This is a genomic window from Salinirubrum litoreum, from assembly GCF_020567425.1.
Lineage (GTDB): Archaea > Halobacteriota > Halobacteria > Halobacteriales > Haloferacaceae > Salinirubrum > Salinirubrum litoreum.
On the sequence record NZ_JAJCVJ010000001.1, the window covers coordinates 1,287,506 to 1,303,387 of the forward strand.

14 protein-coding genes and 1 tRNA gene are annotated in these 15,882 nt (G+C 68.1%); 8 read left to right on the forward strand and 7 right to left on the reverse strand.

Features of this window, described 5'->3' with window-relative positions; translation table 11 throughout:
• Window positions 1-2 precede the first annotated feature (2 nt).
• Window positions 3-1,817: a ribosome biogenesis/translation initiation ATPase RLI gene (locus LI337_RS06450; protein ID WP_227228986.1), complete on the forward strand. Its 1,815-nt coding sequence runs from the start codon at window positions 3-5 to the stop codon at window positions 1,815-1,817.
• Here LI337_RS06450 and LI337_RS06455 read toward each other — a convergent pair.
• From LI337_RS06455 to lipA, 3 genes are all read right to left on the reverse strand, one after another.
• Window positions 1,805-2,545, reverse strand: coding sequence for a hypothetical protein (locus tag LI337_RS06455; RefSeq protein ID WP_227228987.1), 741 nt, complete (start codon window positions 2,543-2,545; stop codon window positions 1,805-1,807). The two genes, LI337_RS06450 and LI337_RS06455, sit on opposite strands and share 13 nt — an antisense overlap.
• Entirely contained in the window at window positions 2,538-3,824 is a 1,287-nt protein-coding gene (locus LI337_RS06460; RefSeq protein ID WP_227228988.1) for an outer membrane protein assembly factor BamB family protein, read from the reverse strand. Before LI337_RS06460 ends, LI337_RS06455 begins: the two co-directional genes overlap by 8 nt.
• A gap of 852 nt (window positions 3,825-4,676) precedes the next feature.
• Window positions 4,677-5,609 carry a lipoyl synthase gene (gene lipA, locus LI337_RS06465; protein WP_227228989.1) on the reverse strand — a complete coding sequence of 311 codons (933 nt, stop codon included), beginning with the start codon at window positions 5,607-5,609 and terminating at the stop codon, window positions 4,677-4,679.
• Window positions 5,610-5,827: 218 nt separating this feature from the next.
• On the opposite strand from lipA, the gene LI337_RS06470 reads away from it, so the two are divergent.
• Window positions 5,828-7,273, forward strand: coding sequence for an MATE family efflux transporter (locus LI337_RS06470; protein WP_227228990.1), 1,446 nt, complete (start codon window positions 5,828-5,830; stop codon window positions 7,271-7,273).
• Between the two features lie 31 nt (window positions 7,274-7,304).
• On the opposite strand, the gene LI337_RS06475 is transcribed toward LI337_RS06470, so the two are convergent.
• Complete coding sequence (locus tag LI337_RS06475) at window positions 7,305-8,279, reverse strand: NOG1 family protein (protein ID WP_227228991.1); 975 nt, start codon at window positions 8,277-8,279, stop codon at window positions 7,305-7,307.
• 1,060 nt (window positions 8,280-9,339) lie between these two features.
• Between LI337_RS06475 and LI337_RS06480 the strand changes: the two genes are divergently transcribed.
• Together LI337_RS06480 and LI337_RS06485 are read left to right on the forward strand one after the other, a co-directional pair.
• On the forward strand, window positions 9,340-10,296 hold the full coding sequence (locus tag LI337_RS06480; protein ID WP_227228992.1) for a succinylglutamate desuccinylase/aspartoacylase family protein: 957 nt from the start codon (window positions 9,340-9,342) through the stop codon (window positions 10,294-10,296).
• A 24-nt stretch (window positions 10,297-10,320) separates the two neighbouring features.
• Complete coding sequence (locus tag LI337_RS06485; protein WP_227228993.1) at window positions 10,321-11,418, forward strand: pyridoxal-phosphate dependent enzyme; 1,098 nt, start codon at window positions 10,321-10,323, stop codon at window positions 11,416-11,418.
• Window positions 11,419-11,471: 53 nt separating this feature from the next.
• On the opposite strand, the gene LI337_RS06490 is transcribed toward LI337_RS06485, so the two are convergent.
• Entirely contained in the window at window positions 11,472-11,864 is a 393-nt protein-coding gene (locus LI337_RS06490) for a hypothetical protein (protein WP_227228994.1), read from the reverse strand.
• A gap of 146 nt (window positions 11,865-12,010) precedes the next feature.
• On the opposite strand from LI337_RS06490, the gene LI337_RS06495 reads away from it, so the two are divergent.
• Window positions 12,011-12,083 (forward strand) — tRNA-His (locus tag LI337_RS06495).
• Window positions 12,084-12,167: 84 nt separating this feature from the next.
• Window positions 12,168-12,497 carry a hypothetical protein gene (locus LI337_RS06500; protein ID WP_227228995.1) on the forward strand — a complete coding sequence of 110 codons (330 nt, stop codon included), beginning with the start codon at window positions 12,168-12,170 and terminating at the stop codon, window positions 12,495-12,497.
• A 40-nt stretch (window positions 12,498-12,537) separates the two neighbouring features.
• Here the strand turns inward: LI337_RS06500 and LI337_RS06505 are convergent, their stop codons facing one another.
• The gene (locus LI337_RS06505) at window positions 12,538-12,765 is read right to left on the reverse strand and encodes a DUF7385 family protein (protein ID WP_227228996.1); all 228 of its coding nucleotides are present in this window, start codon (window positions 12,763-12,765) and stop codon (window positions 12,538-12,540) included.
• A 199-nt stretch (window positions 12,766-12,964) separates the two neighbouring features.
• On the opposite strand from LI337_RS06505, the gene LI337_RS06510 reads away from it, so the two are divergent.
• Window positions 12,965-14,074 (forward strand): thiamine pyrophosphate-dependent dehydrogenase E1 component subunit alpha, encoded by a 1,110-nt coding sequence (locus tag LI337_RS06510; protein WP_227228997.1) that lies wholly within the window; start codon window positions 12,965-12,967, stop codon window positions 14,072-14,074.
• Between the two features lie 42 nt (window positions 14,075-14,116).
• Here the strand turns inward: LI337_RS06510 and LI337_RS06515 are convergent, their stop codons facing one another.
• Entirely contained in the window at window positions 14,117-14,740 is a 624-nt protein-coding gene (locus LI337_RS06515; RefSeq protein WP_227228998.1) for a class I SAM-dependent methyltransferase, read from the reverse strand.
• A 110-nt stretch (window positions 14,741-14,850) separates the two neighbouring features.
• On the opposite strand from LI337_RS06515, the gene LI337_RS06520 reads away from it, so the two are divergent.
• A complete protein-coding gene (locus LI337_RS06520; RefSeq protein WP_227228999.1) occupies window positions 14,851-15,585 on the forward strand; it encodes a competence/damage-inducible protein A in 735 nt (244 codons plus the stop codon).
• Window positions 15,586-15,882 lie beyond the last annotated feature (297 nt).

Genomic DNA, 15,882 nt, shown 5'->3' on the forward strand with positions numbered 1-15,882 from the left:
CCATGGCGGACGACAGTATCGCGGTCGTCGACCTCGACAGGTGTCAGCCTGACCGCTGTAGCTACGAGTGTTCGAACTACTGCCCGCCGAACCGCACGGGCAAGGAGTGCATCACGCTGCGTGGCGAGGACGCCGACGTCGGTGAACCGGACCAGATCCACATCTCCGAGGAGATCTGTCTCGGCGAGACCTGCGGCATCTGCGTCGAGAAGTGTCCCTTCGACGCCATCGAGATCATCAACCTCCCCTCCGAGTTGGAAGAGGACCCCGTCCACCGCTACGGCGACAACGCGTTCGCGCTGTACGGCCTGCCGGTCCCGGAACCGGGGTCGGTGACGGGCATCCTCGGGCCGAACGGCATCGGGAAGACCACGGCGGTTCGGGCGCTGGCCGGCGAGATGATCCCGAACCTCGGGCAGTGGAGCGAGGAAGCGAACTGGGACGCGGTGCTAGATCGGTACCGTGGCTCGGAGCTTCAGAACTACATCCGGCGCGTGATGGACGGCGACGTGACCGTCGCCCGCAAGCCGCAGTACGTCGACCAGATCCCCAAGCAGTTCGACGGCAACACCCGGCAACTGCTCGAACGAACCGACGAACGCGGCGCGCTGGACGAACTCGTCGACCGCCTCTCGATCCGGGCGGTGCTGGATCAGAACATCGACAACCTCTCGGGCGGGGAGCTCCAGCGTGTCGCGCTGGCGGCGACGCTCGCACGGGACGCCGACTTCTACTTCCTCGACGAGATCACGCCGTACCTCGACATCGGCCAGCGCGTGACCGCCGCGCGACTCATCCAGGAACTCGCCGAGGACGGCGACCGGTCGATGCTGGTCGTCGAACACGACCTCGCCGTGCTCGATCTGCTGGCGGACACGCTCCACGTCGCCTACGGTGAACCCGGCGCGTACGGTGTCGTCACGTCGCCCAAGTCCACGAAGAACGGCATCAACGAGTACCTGAACGGCTACCTGAACAACGAGAACATGCGCATCCGGCCGAGCGCGATCGAGTTCGAGGAGCACGCGCCCCGCGAGAGCGCGAAGGGTACGCCCCTGCTGGACTACCCCGACCTCGAACACTCCTACGGCGAGGGCGAGTTCTCGTTGTCTGTCGAGGGCGGCACCATCTACCACTCGGAGGTACTGGGCATCGTCGGCCCGAACGGGATCGGGAAGTCCACGCTCGCACAGTTGTTCACCGGCGATCTGGAGCCGGACAATGGCGAACTCGACTTCCTCGTGGACATCGCCTACAAGCCGCAGTACATCCAGATCGACCAGCCGATGCGCGTCGACACGTTCCTCTCGTCGATCACCGACGACTTCGGCTCCTCCTACTGGAACACCGAGGTCGCCCAGCCGCTCCAACTGGAGCGCATCATGGAACAGCAACTGACGGACCTCTCGGGCGGGGAGCGCCAGCGCGTCGCCATCGCCGCCTGCCTCTCGGAGGACGCCGACCTCTACCTGCTGGACGAACCGTCGGCGCACCTCGACGTCGAACAGCGCGTCCGCGCGACTTCGGCCATCCGGCGGTACGCCGAGAACCACGACGCGACCGTGATGGTCATCGACCACGACATCTACATGATCGACCTGCTGGCGGACCGCCTGATGGTCTTCGACGGCGAACCCGCAGTCGAGGGGCACGCCTCGACGCCACAGGAGATGCGCGCCGGCATGAACGACTTCCTCGCCGACCTGGAGGTCACCTTCCGCCGCGACGAGCGGACCGGCCGACCCCGGATCAACAAGCCGGGGAGCCAACTCGACCGCAAGCAGAAGCGCGAGGGCGAGTACTACTACGCGCCCTGATCGTCCGACTGCGCGACAGTCTCCTCGTCTCTTTCCCTCTTTTCGGCCGGCTCCCGCCACAGATCGACGCCGAGAACGACCAGCCCCGCGACGGTCGGCAGGACGACCAGTAGGCCGCCACCGGTCGGTAACTCGACGAAGGTAGCGAGGACGACGAGTAGGAGTGTCGCGAGTGGGACGACGACCAGCGTGACACCCAGTCGACGCCGGCCCCGCCGGAGGTAGCCGATCCCCCAGAACGCGCCGGCGACGATCACCAGCAGGCCCGCGAGCAGGCCGCCGAGGACGGCGACCGTGACCACCAGCGCGCCGATGACGTCCGGTTCCCCCCCGGAGAGGCTCCCCGTGCCTGCGAGCAGCAGACCCACGAACAGGAGCATCGCGGCACCGAAGGCGGTCAGCCCGCCGGCCACGTCGTGCCAGTGTCCCTCGCTCCGGTCTCGGCGCAGGAGGCCGACGACCGCCGCGAACACGCCCAGCAGTGCGAGCACGGCGAGCACCGGAACCACGACGCGCTGGACCCACAGCCCGCTGAACAGCGGGGGGTCGAAGACGTAGGAGTCGCCGGGCGGGCCGCGGTAGAGCCGCCCCGGCACGCCGGCGAAGAACAGACAGAGTCCGCCGACGATGGCCAGCGCGCCGGTGAGGCGGTCGACGCGCTCCGGTTCGGTCGGTGCGCTCGAGTCGGCCGAGTCGGTCGATGCGCTCGATGCGGCCGATTCAGCCATCGAAACCGCCCCCCAGCGCGAGAACGCGCCCGTCCTCGTCGGTCAGGACGACCGCCCCGTCGAGGATGGCGGGCGGGAGGACGCGGCTCCGGCCGCCGAGCCCCCACAGCGCGTCGCCGAAGCCGGCGGTGAACGCGACGAGACTCGGTGCCACGTCGTCGATGCCGGCCGACCCTTCGAGGACGAGTACGTGGTCGTCGGTGCCGGCCGGGACCGTCGCGTCGCCGAGCGCAGAGCACCAGCGCGGCGTCGGTTTCCCGTCGGTGCGGTCGAACGCGAAGGCGGCGTCGCCGGACTCGCCCGGTCGTTCCGCGAGGTAGAGCGTGTCGGGCGTGACGACCGGCGACGAGAGACCGCGCCCGCTTCCGCGGTCGATCAGCCAGCGTCGCGTGCCGTCGTCGAGTGCGTAGCAGGCGAGGCCGTCGTAGCTCCCGAGGTAGGCGTTCCCGTCGACGACGACCGGGTAGAAGTCGGCGACGGCCCCGGTTCGCCAGCGTTCCGTGCCGTCTGCGAGGTCGAGTGCCGCGGTGGCGAGCGTCCGCTCGCCGGCCAGCCCCTGTGCCTGCAGGACCACCACGCCGTCGCCGACGGCCGGGAGCGAGCGTCCGCCGCCGACCGTGGCGGTCCACCGTTCGGTGCCGTCGCTCGCGTCGAGAGCGACCGTCTCCCGGTCCGTGTCGAGGACGACGGTCCCGTCGACGACGACGGGGATGCCGACCGGCGCGTCCGCCGCGTAGCGCCAGCGTTCGGTGCCGTCGGCGAGCGCGAGGGCGACGAGTTCGCTCCGGCCGGCGACGAAGACGGTGTCGCCGCCGACGACCGGGGGAGCTATCTCCTCGTCGTAGCCGTGGGTCGGCGGGACGGACGCCGGCGAGACGGCGTCGGTCGTCCAGACCTGCGTGCCGTCCCGGAGGTCGAGTGCGGTGACGCCCGCGCCGGTCGAGACGAACACGCGGCCGCCGGCGACGACCGGCGAACTCGCCTCGTAGAAGACCTCGTTCACGGGTGCGGTCGGTGGGGTCGCCTGCCACCGGACCGCGACCGAGTCGGTCGGAATCGCGCCTTCGGGCGTGTAGCCCGCGTTGCCGGGGTCGTAGCGCGGGGCGGGCCAGTCGCCGGCCGGAACCGAGTCGAAGCCTGCGGGGTCGCTCGGTCGGCGGACCGAGGCGTCCGGGTCGGGGTCGTCCGAATCCGGGCAGGAGGAGGAACAGCCCGCGAGTCCGGCGACCGTGCCGGTCGCGAGGAGCGCGAGCACGTCGCGTCTCTGGAGGGACTGCATTCGAACGTTGTGGTCGACGTGGGAGGTGAAAAAGGTAGAGCCTGAGTCGGACTCCGTTACTGCGCTCGTACTATGAGCCGCAGACTGGAACTGTACAGTAGCGCAAACCGCGACAACATCGACACCGCTACGATTGCTAGCGCGGCCACCAGCGGAACCGCGACAGCATCAGCACCGCAACCGCGACAGCACCGCACCTCGAACCTCCCCAACCTCGCGGGGCGCTCCACACCGCGCGCCCCGCTCCCTCGCGCGTTTCTCGCGCGCCGACCGCAACCGCACTGCGACACCCGAGTTGAGAATGTTGCTCACGTCACACCCACCAGTCGAGTGGGCTGGCGCGACACCTCGGCGACGGAGGGCCGCCTCGGGCACCACACCTCGGCGGCGTGGGGCCGCCTCGGGCGAGCCTCGTGTCGCGCACTTCGGCGGGATGCACCCGCCTCAGGCAAGCCGACGGTCGCAGGGAGGCTATCGCTGAAACCGACTGGTCCACCGAGAGTTGCACGATGGATCGCAGGTTCACCGGGTGGGACTGAAAGGGGCCGCGTTCTCGATCCACCTCCGACGACGTAAGCAGAGCGAGAGCGAAGCTCTCGCGCCAGCAGTCGGGCGACTCCCGTGTCGCCCGACAACACTGGACTGAACGAGGGCGCGGAGCGAAGCGACGCGTCCTCGTGAAGGAAGCGCGCAACGAGTCGCAGGTGGTCGAGAACGCGGGGGCTTTCACCCCTCGTCGTCCGCGACCGATCCGTCCGAGTTGTCTGTGAGAGATTCGATAGAAGTGTCTCCAACCGACCCACCCGAGTTCACACCGACGATTCCGAGAAGAACCACCCCGCCACCGCACCGCTAATCAGCCGCGCGTGCTCTATTTCGCGCGTCCTCCACGCTCTCCCCGTCACGCACCAGCGCCTCGACGAACAGCTCACCCGCCTTGTACGACGACCGGACCATCGGCCCCGAGGCGCAGTACAGGAAGTCGAAGTCCTCCTCGGCGACCTGCCGCCACGTCTCGAACTTGTCCGGGTGGACGTAGTCGAACACGTCCAGATGCGACCGCGAGGGCTGGAGGTACTGCCCGAAGGTCACCACGTCCACGTCGATCTGCCGGAGGTCGGACAGCGTCTGGTACACCTCGTGGTCGTACTCGCCGAGACCGAGCATCAGACTCGTCTTCGTGTAGATATCCGATTCCCGCGAGACGCGCTCCAGCACGGAGAGACTCTGTTCGTAGCCCGCGCGCCGGTCCCGGATCGGCCACTGGAGGCGCTCGACCGTCTCGACGTTGTGCGCGATCACGTCCGGGCCGGCGTCGATGATCTGCTCGACCAACTCCGGTTCACCCTGAAAGTCCGGGATCAGACTCTCGACGAGGATCGACGGGTCGCGGCGCTTGATCTCCCGGATCGTCTCCGCGAACTGGCCCGCGCCCTGGTCCGGCAGGTCGTCGCGGTCGACCGACGTGAGAACGACGTAGTCCAGTCCGATCTCCGCGACGGCGTCGGCGACTTTCGTGGGTTCCTCGGGATCGAGGGCCTCCATCCCGCCGGTCTGCACGTCACAGAAGTTACAGCCGCGCGAACAGCGGTCGCCGAGCAACATGAACGTCGCCGTGCCCGGCCCGTCGCGGCCACTCCAGCACTCGCCCATGTTCGGGCAGTTGGCCTCCTCACAGACCGTGTGGAGGTCACGGTCCCGGAGCGAGGACTTGATCTCGGTGAACCGCTCCCCGGCCGGCGGTCGCATCTTGAGCCAGTCGGGCTTCCGCCGCCTGCTACTCATGCCCGGACCTTCGGGAGGGACGGCAAAAAGTTGTGGCTTCTGCGGTGCGGTCCCGCCGGTGTCGTCCCGACTCGCCGCGAGTCTTCGACCCCACCGCCGAGTTCACGCACGCCGAGTCAGATCCACGACGAGTGACCGATCAACCTATCGAGAAATGTGCTATGGTCTCATACCGATAGAAATTTATTATCATTCTCCCAGTCGAAAAGTAACAGTCGATGTTCGACCTCTCGCAGGAGGAGATCACGGAGGGTTCGATCTCTCGTGCGCTCGTCCTCCTCGCCGCCCCCCTCGTCGTGCAGAATCTCGTGCAGGTGGTCCAGCAGGTCGTCGACACGTTCTGGGTCGGGCGGATCGGCGAGACGGCGGTGGCGGCGGTTGGACTCAACTTCCCGCTGACGGCGCTGTTACTGTCGGTACTCACGACCCCCTTCGTCGGCGTGCAGGTACTCGTCTCCCAGCGCACCGGTAGCGACGACCGGGCGGGGGCACGCAGTGCCGGCTTCCACGGACTCGTCCTCGCACTCGTGCTCGGGGTGGCGATGGCGCTCGTCACCGTCACCTACGCCGAAGAGTTGATCGCGCTGTTGAACCCCGGCGACGAGGTCGCGCGCCTCGCCGTGCTCTACCTCCGCATCTACATCGTCGGCGTGGTCGCCGCCGCCGCGAGCGACGCGCTGGAGGCGGGCTTCATCGGCTCCGGCGACTCGCGGGCGGCGCTCTACATCAACCTCACCGTCGTCGCCGTCAACATCGTCCTCGACCCCTTCCTGATCCTCGGTCTCGGTCCGTTCCCGGCACTGGGAATCGAGGGGGCCGCCTACGCGACCGCCGCCGGCTTCCTCTGTGGGTTCCTGCTCGCGGCCGGACTGACGCTCGGCGGGCGCGACAGCTACACGTTGACCCGCGAGTCGGTCGGCTTCGAGGTCGACGAGTTCCGCGAACTGATCGACGTCGGCGGGCCGACGACCGCCCAGCGACTCGGCGGCCAGTCGGTCCGCGTGGTACTCGTCAGTATCGTCGCCATCACCGGCGGGGCCGCCGGACTGGCGGCGTACACGGTCGGCGCACGCATCGCCGCCATCGCGTACATCCCGGCGAGTGGCCTCCAGCAGGCCGCCCAGAGCATCGTCGGCCAGAACCTCGGCGCAGGCCAACCGGGGCGGGCGAGTCGAGTCACGTGGGTCGGCGTCGGCATCGCGGCCGGTGCGCTGTCTGTCGTCGGCGCGATCCAGTGGGTCGTCCCGGAGTTCATCACCACCGTCTTCGTGCCGGATCTGACCCCTCTCGGCTTCGAGTACACCGTGACGTATCTGGAGATTCTGGCGTACAGCTACTGGGCCATCGGCGGCACCTACCTGTTCCTCGGCGGGTTCAACGGCGCGCGCCGGACCCGGACGAGTCTGGTCGTCGACCTGCTGAAGTACTGGGGCATCAGGTTCCCCATCGGCGTCCTCGCGCTCCCGACGACGTTCGCGGTCTCGCTGCTCGGCGTCTCGCTCACTCCCGGTGTCGGCCTCGGGGTCACGGCCATCTTCTGGGCGGTGACCATCTCGAACGTCGTCACCGTGGTCGGCGTGGGCGCGTACTACTGGTACACGACGAACGACGGGATGTTGGAACGGGCCGCAGACAGCGTCTCGAACTCGGCGTCGGGCGACTGATCGGGCCGAGCGTTCGACCGTCCGGGTCGGCTCACTCCTGGCGCGACGGCGGGATGTCGGGTTCCCACGCGACCGCCTCGACGGCCGCGTCGAGGACGCCGTCGACGTTCTCGTCTGCGGTGACGCTCATGTACGCGTCGGCCGCGACGTCGCGCGACTGGTCGCTCTTGTTACAGACCGTGAGGACGGGCACGTCGCGGCTGGCGAACCGGCGTTCGACCGCGTCCCGCAGTTCGAGTTGGACGTCGATAGGGTAGCCACAGTCACCGGAGGCGTCCACGACGAAGACGACCGCGTCTGCGAGGTGCTCTAAGGCGGAGACGGCCTGGCGTTCGATGTCGTTGCGCTCGTCTTCCGGGCGGTCGAGCAGGCCGGGCGTGTCGACGATCTGGTAGCGGACCCGGTCGTGCTCGAAGTGGCCGATCTGGACGCCGCGCGTGGTGAAGGGGTAGGTGGCGATCTCGTTCGAGGCGCGGGTGACGTGGTTGACGAACGAGGATTTGCCGACGTTGGGGTAGCCGGCGACGACGATCGCGGGTTCGTCCGGGCGGATGTCCGGCACGGTCTTCAGTGCGTCGCGGGCCTCGCCGATGCGCAGGAGGTCGTCCGCGATCTGTTCCACGATGTCGGCCATGCGGGCGAACGCCTGCTTGCGGTGTTTCCGGGCGGTTTCGGGGGTCGTCCGCCGGAGTTTCGGCTGGTACTCGCGTTTGATCTCGTCGATCTGTCGGCTGGCCCAGGTGACCCGCGAGAGGGCCTGCCGGAGTTCGTCCACGTCGACGATGGCGTCCGCGAGTTCGTAGTAGAAGGGGTCGACGAGTTCGAAGTCGGGCCACTGGGTGACGACGTTCTCCAGGTTGTCCGAGAGGATGTTCGCCGAGGTGGTCAGCATCGACTGCTGTGCCTCGAGTCCCTCCTTCGCTCGCCCGGACCGGGCGGCCCTGGAGAAGGCCTTGTCCACCAGTTCCTCCGCGCGTGGGGTGGTGGGGAGATTCTCGAAAATCATTTGCCGACTCTTGCGCGTCGGGCCGTATAAGCGCGTTCGTTGCGCTTCGTGGGTGTGTGAGTGTGTCTCGGGTTGGAAGTGGTGTGTGGCGTGGAGTACGGATTCGGGGTGGGCGAGGTCGGTGCTTCGGTCGCGGCGGAGACTGCGACGGGACTTGATTAGTTGCTGTGACAACGCTCGTACCGCAGACCGCGACCATGACAGCATCCGCACCGCAGACTGTGACAGCATCCGCACCGCAGACCGTGACAGCATCCGCACCGCAAACAGCAACGCTACTCGATCCGGGACAACCGGAATATTCGACCGCATCCGCGACCGCGACAGCACCGCAGACCGCCACTGCACAGCACCGCAACCGCGACCGCACCTCGATCCTCCCCAGCCTCGTGACAGAGCGAGAACGGAGCTCTCGCTAGCCCTCGTTCGGTTTCCTCACGAGGACGCACTCCGCACCGCCCGCGTCACTCCCTCGCACGCGTCAAGTCGCGCGCGCCGACAGCACAGCACCGCGACGACCGACTTTCCACCACAACTCGCGCTACACTTACCAGTCGAGTGGGCTGGCGCGAGTTCATCTCGCGCCGACGGTCGCAGGTAGGCGCACACGCTGATCCGACTGGTCCACCCCAGTTGCGTGCGCTTTCGCAGATTCCACCGGGTGGGACTGAAAGGGGCCGGCGTCTCGACTGGTCCCCGACGCACCAAGCAGAGCGAGACCGGAGGTCTCGCCAGCCTGAGGGAAGCGCGCAGGAAGTCGCGGGCCATCGAGACGCCGGGGGCTTTCATTTCTCGTTCTCGCCGACCGACTCAACCGAGTTCTCTGCGACAGATTCGACCGAGTTCTCTGCGACAGATTCGACCGAGTTCTCTGCGACAGATTCGACCGAGTTCTCTGCGACAGATTCGACCGAGTTCTCTGCGACAGATTCGACCGAGTTCTCGCCGACCGATTCGACCGAATTCTCTCCAACAGAGATTCACCCACGCGAGTCGTCCACCACGTCTCGTCGGTAGACAGACCGAACCCCTAAAGTCGAGTGCGGACTTGCGTCCAACAATGACCACGCTCGGAACTGCGAGTGCGGCCCCCGGCGAGATGGACACGGGCCGCCTCGAGGTCGGGGAGACGCGGGACGGGAGCCCCGTCGAACTCCCCGTCGCCGTCGTCAACGGCGCACGCGACGGCGAGACGCTCTACCTGCAAGCGGCCTCGGATGGCGACGAACTCAACGGCGTCGGGGTGATCCAGCGGGTCGTCCCCCGGTTGGACCCGGCGGACCTCGCCGGCACCATCCTGATCGTCGGCATCGTCAACTACCACGCCTTCCAGGTCGCGGAGCACCGCAACCCGATCGACGACACGAAGATGAACCGCGCGTACCCCGGCGACGCGAACGGCACCTCCTCGGAGCGCATCGCCGCCGCCACCTTCGAGGCGGCGACGCGGGCCGACCTCGTTCTCGACCTCCACCAGGGCTCTACGAGTCGGATGATCGACGAGGTGCGGGTCCGGTGTGGGCCGCGCCACCGCCTCCACCGTGAGTGTCTCGAACTGGCGAAGACCTTCGGCTGTGGCTACGTCCTCGATCAGAAGGGCCCCGACGGGCAACTCGCCCGCGCCGGTCCCGACGAGGGGATTCCGACCGTCGACCCGGAACTCGGCGGCTGTGTCGGCTGGGACGAGTCCAGCATCCAGCGCGGCGTCGAGGGGGTGTTCAACGTCCTCCGGGGGTACGGCTTCCTCGACGGCTCCGTCGACCGTCAGCGACAGACGCGCGCCACGGGCTTCGATCAGTACGGCTCGCCGGCGGGTGGCCTCGTGCGGTTCCAGCAGGAACTCGGCGACGAGGTGCGGGCCGGCGACACGCTGTTCGAGGTGACGGACACCTTCGGGAGCCTGAAGGCCCGTATCACCGCCGACTCCGACGGCATCTTCTGGCGCTCCCGGCGACTCCCGCAGGTGGCGACCGGCGAGTACGTCTGCTCTGTCGGGATCGACATCGACAGTTACTGACACCCCACCTGCGAACCGTCTCTCATGCTCCGCTGTGCCGACTGCGGCCGAACCGACGACCACCGCTGGCGCTGTCACTGCGGCGGGCCACTGGACTTCGCAGACTCGGCGGTTCCCGAGGGTCAAGCCCCCGATCCCGCCAGTTTCGACACCCGCGACGGTCTCTGGAGTTTCGCCGACTTCCTGCCGGTCGCCCGTGAAGTGAGCCTCGGCGAGGGACTCACCCCACTCGTCTCGGCATCCGACTGGGACGCCCAGTTCAAACTGGAGTACGTCTTCCCCACCGGGAGCTTCAAAGATCGCGGGGCGACGACGACCCTCTCGCGGGCCGTGGCTGTCGGCGCGGATCGGGTCGTCGAGGACTCCTCGGGCAACGCCGGGGCCGCCATCGCCACCTACGCCGCCCGTGCCGGCCTGCCGGCGGACATCTACGTCCCGGCCGACGCCAAAGCGTCGAAACTCCGGGCTATCGAGCGCGCCGGGGCGACCGCGATCCGCGTCGAAGGCGACCGACAGGCGGTGACCGACGCCTGCATCGCGGCGGTCGAGGGCGAGTCGCGGGCCGCAGGCGACGAACGGGTCTACTACGCCAGCCACGCGTGGGACCCCGCGTTCTACGCCGGTACCGCGACGATGGCGTACGAGATCGCACTCCAGCGTGACTGGTCGGTGCCCGACGCCGTGGTCTGCCCACTCGGTCACGGCACCCTGTTCCTCGGCGCGTATCGCGGCTTTCGCGCGCTCCGCGAAGCGGGGTGGATCGACCGTGTACCGCGACTGCTCGGCGTGCAGGCCGAGGGGTACGCACCCATCGCCGAGACGCTCCACCCGGTCGAGTCGGCGGCGGGCGACAGCAACGACCGCGCGGACGGTATCCAGATTCGCCAGCCAGCGCGCCGCGAGCAACTGCTCGACGCCGTCGACGCGACCGACGGCGACGTTGTCGCACTCGGGAGCGAGGCGGTCGAGACGGAACTGGACCGCCTCCACCGTGCCGGGTTCTACACCGAACCGACGTGTGCGGTAGCTCCTGCTGGACTCCGCGAGTACCGCGAGCGTGGCGTGCTGTCGGCCGAGGACGACGTGGTCGTCCCGCTGACCGGGAGTGGGCTGAAGAACTGAGTCGTGGTTCTGCGTCGAAAGTTTCGTGGTTCGATTCGGGACCGGCGACGTGATCAGGACCGCGCCAGCACCAGTCCGGCGAGGACGAGCAGACCGCCGACCGCGAGTGCGACGAGTGGGACCGTGACCGCTTCGACCGAGACTGCGACCGCTACTGCGAGTGTGCCGACCGACACCCCGGCGACCGCGAGTTCGACACGACTCGGCGCGGTCCCGTCGGCGTGCCACGCACTGACGACGGCGTGTCCGAGGACTGCCAGCGGAAACGCGGTCCCGACGACGACCGCGAGGTGGACGGCGACGACACCGACCGCGTCCACTGCCGGGAGTGTCCCGCCGACCGCACTCCCCACGGCGTAGGTCGTCAGGAGTGCGAGTAGCGAGACGGCGAGTGTGCGTTCGACACTGCGGGCAGAGGGGTGGAGGAACGTCGCTGGCTGGACCATGCACTCGACTTCTCGGGCGAGTGGGAAGAGCGTTCGGGAGACCGGCGGCGACAGACGCGTGAGCCTCGATAACTGGTCGCAGATCGCACGAGGGTCGGGAGATTCGTAACGTATTTCAGTTCGACCGGAGTACCAGTAGGTGCGTGTCCGGGTTGGGGTAGTGGACCATCCTTCAGCCTTGTGGAGGCTGAGACGCGGGTTCGATTCTCGCACCTGGACCTTCCTTCCGACGCCGACCGACGAGCGACGCGACTCTCCTGTGATCGCCCACAGCGACTTGTGCCGGCCGGTCGAACTCGGCCTGTGACCGACGACCGGGACGACCCCGACACGGAAGCCGAGTCCGACGCCGACGGATCGGTCGACGACGCGGTGCCACTCACCGACTGGCGCCGCGTCGAATCCGCACTCCGCGACCTCGACGGCACCGTCACCGCGACCGACGACCGCATCGAACTCCGATCCGGGAGCGCTCGCTTCGCCGTCACCCGTGACGGTCGCGTCGAGGCCGGGATGCCGCTCCACGACCTGACGACCGGGCGCGTGACCGCACTGGCGGTCGACCACGACCGCGGTGCGATCCGACTGGTGACAGACGACGGCGAGATGGCGTACGAGTTTCGGCTCCCCTGAGTGACGACTGGGCGGGCCGCGACCGGACCCCGGAGGCGGCTCAGGACTTGTGCGTGAACAACACCGGCCGGTCGTCGTGGACCGAGACGCAGATGTCCAGCAGTTCGGTCTGCCGGAGACTGGTGGACTGCTCCTTGCAGACGACCAGCGAGTCGAACGAGTCCTCACAGATCGGACAGGCGACTGCAGTCGTGTTCTGGTAGAGTTTGATCTCGGGGTTGTCCTCCCGTGGCGTCAGCGACGAGACGAGGTTCTCGAAGTCGTCCATGTGCAGTAGTGCCGAGGCCGGGAGGATAAATCTACGGCGCGTCCGCAGGGCGTGCCGACGACTCGGCTCGACGACGAGCACCGTCGATTCGACTTCCGGAGCCGGTACGGTGATGTGTGTCGGCGACACTGTGTGGGACGATGACAGGCGAGAGTCGGCAGAGAGGAGTCGCAGGCCGACCGACGCGGGGAGCGGGACCGTGACCGATCCACTCGCGGACGCCGACGTGCACCGGGTGCTGGACGCCGACGGGCACGTCCTGCCGGACGCCGAGGTGCCGGACCTCTCCGACGAGACGCTAGTGGACGTCTACCGCGACATGCGCGTCACCCGGCGGTTCGACGAACGCGCCGTCAGCCTCCAGCGACAGGGCCGGATCGGCACCTACGCGCCCTCCGCCGGGCAGGAGGCGTCGGCGGTCGCCTCGACGCACGCGCTGGCCGACCGGGACTACGTGAGCTACCAGTACCGCGAACACGGCGCGGTCGTCGTCCGGGACCTCCTCTCGGAGTACCTCCCCTACTGGATGGGCCACGAGTCCGGCAACGCCGCGATGGTCGAGGGGAACGTCGTCCCGCTAAACATCGGTGTCGGGTCGCACATCCCCCACGCTGTCGGCCTGGCGTGGGCCGCCAGCCTCCGGGGCGACGACACGGTCGTCGCCTGCCACTTCGGCGACGGCGCGACCTCGGAGGGTGACTTCCACGAGGGGCTGAACTTCGCGGGCGTCTTCGACACGCCGAGCGTCTTCTGCTGTCACAACAACGGCTGGGCCATCTCCATCCCCGAGGGCGAACAAACTGCGAGCGACACCTTCGCCGAGAAGGCGGTCGCCTACGGGTTCGATGGCATGCGCGTGGACGGGATGGATCCACTCGCCAGTTACGCCGTGACGCGTGAAGCGGTCGAGCGCGCTCGTAACTCGGATTCCGATGCCGAGGGACCGCGCCCGACGCTGATCGAGTTCGTGGAGTACCGGTTCGGTGCGCACACGACCGCCGACGACCCCGGCGTCTACCGCGACGAGTCGACGGTCGACCACTGGCGCGACCTCGATCCGATCCCGCGCTACGAGACGTTTCTGCGGGAGACCGGCCGCATCGACGACGAGGGCGTGCAGGCCATCGCGGACGAGGCCGACGAGGTAGTCGCCGAAGCGGTCGACGTCGCCAGCGAAGTCGACGCCGATCCGGCAGAGATGTTCGCGGATGCCTACGCCGACCTCCCGCCCGAGGTCCGGCGACAGCGCGACGAGTTGCTCCGACAGGTCGAAGCGTTCGGTGACGACGCCTTCCTGCGCGAGGAGTGAGGTGGAGGTAGTGAGTCGGCGACGGGCGGGTCCGCGACCGGATCAGTCCGCGGCTCTGCGGGCGACGACCGCGTAGAAGGGGTCGCCAGTCGCTGGCGTCTCGCGGAGCGTCTCGACCGACTCGAAGCCACCGGCCGCGTCGCAGTATCGTCGCACGAGGTCGGCACGCGCGTCCATCGACGCCGCACGCCACGCGCGGATCGCCTTCTGCGGGAACATCCGGTTCGAGAAGGAGACCGCGAGGACGCCGCCGGGGGCGAGTACGCGAGCGATCTCGCGGAAGACGGCGGTCGGATACTGGAGGTACTGGACCGAGACCGCGATCAGCACCGCGTCGAAGCTGTGGTCGTCGAAGGGGAGCGACTGGTCGGCGTTGAGGTTCTGGACGAACGAGTCGTCCAGTCGGTCGTTGGCCGCCAGTTCCGCGCGGTTCAGGCCGTGGCCGACGACGCGGGGGTAGCTGGCGTCCGGCGGCAGGTGTGAGACCCAACTGCTCATCAGGTCGAGGACGCGGGCGTCGGCCGGAAGCTCCCGGCGGTAGAGCGCGGTGAGTCGCTCGCGGAACTGCTCGTCGACGTGGTGGACGAAGCGCGGACTGACGTAGAAGTCGCGGTCGTCGCCGTCGAGGAGTTTCTGGCGGTCGGTCGCGTCCAGCACCGTATCCATATCGAAGCGCAGGATGCGGGCGGCTTCAGGCTGTCGGCGGGCACGGGAGGCTTCGGTCGGCTGCGGACGCGACGACCAGTCTTATTCTCGTCGCGTGCGTCCCTCCGCGCATGCAGGTCGCGCTCCTGACGGTCGGCGACGAGATTCTCGCGGGGGACATCGAGAACACGAACGCGACGTGGCTCGCCCGCCAGTTGACCGAGCGCGGTGTGACCGTCACCCGAATTCTGACGGTGCCGGACGACCGGGGGCTGATCGCCGAGACGCTCCGCGACTGGACCGCCCAGTTCGACGCGGTGGTGGTCACCGGGGGACTGGGCGGCACGCCGGACGACGTGACCATGGACGCGGTGGCCGACGCGGTCGGGGTGGAGATGGCCGTGAACGACGAAGCGAAGACGGACGTGGAGGCGACGATCGCCGCGTACCGCGAGCAGTACCCCGACCTCGCCGAGCGCTACCCGGATCTCGATCTGGACGTGACCCAGCACGCCTCGATTCCGGCCGGCGCGCGACCACTGCTGAACACGGTCGGCCTGTCGCCGGGGTGTGTGATCGGCGGGGTGTACGTCTTCCCCGGTATCCCCGAGGAGATGAAGGCGATGTTCGACGCGGTAGCGGAGGAGTTCGGCGGGAGCGTCGTCTCGGAGACGCTCTACACCGACGCCCCGGAGGGTGCCCTGACTGAGCAGTTGCGGACTGCACGGGACGAGTTCGGCGTCGCCGTCGGGAGCTACCCGAGTCGGGGCGAGCCGAATCGACTGAAGATAGTCGGGGAGGACGCCGAGGCGGTGGCCGCGGCGACTGCGTGGTTGCGGGAGCACGTCGAGACTGTGGACCGGTGAGTGAATGTCGAGGGGTGTGTCGAGGTTCGGGAAAGGGTTGTTCTCGAGTGGTGATCTGTTGTCGTGGTCGGTGAACGCGCTGTTCGTGTGAGGGACTGCGACTACACCGTGAACAGCGATAGCACCGCTACTCGTGCTAGCGCACCGACGAGATGACGCACCCGCGACAGCACCCGCAGACCGCGACAACACCGCAGACCGCGACAACACCGCAGACCGCGACAACACCGCAGACCGCGACAACACCACTACTCGTGCTAGCGCGAGGAACCGCACCGCGACAGCACCGCACCTCGG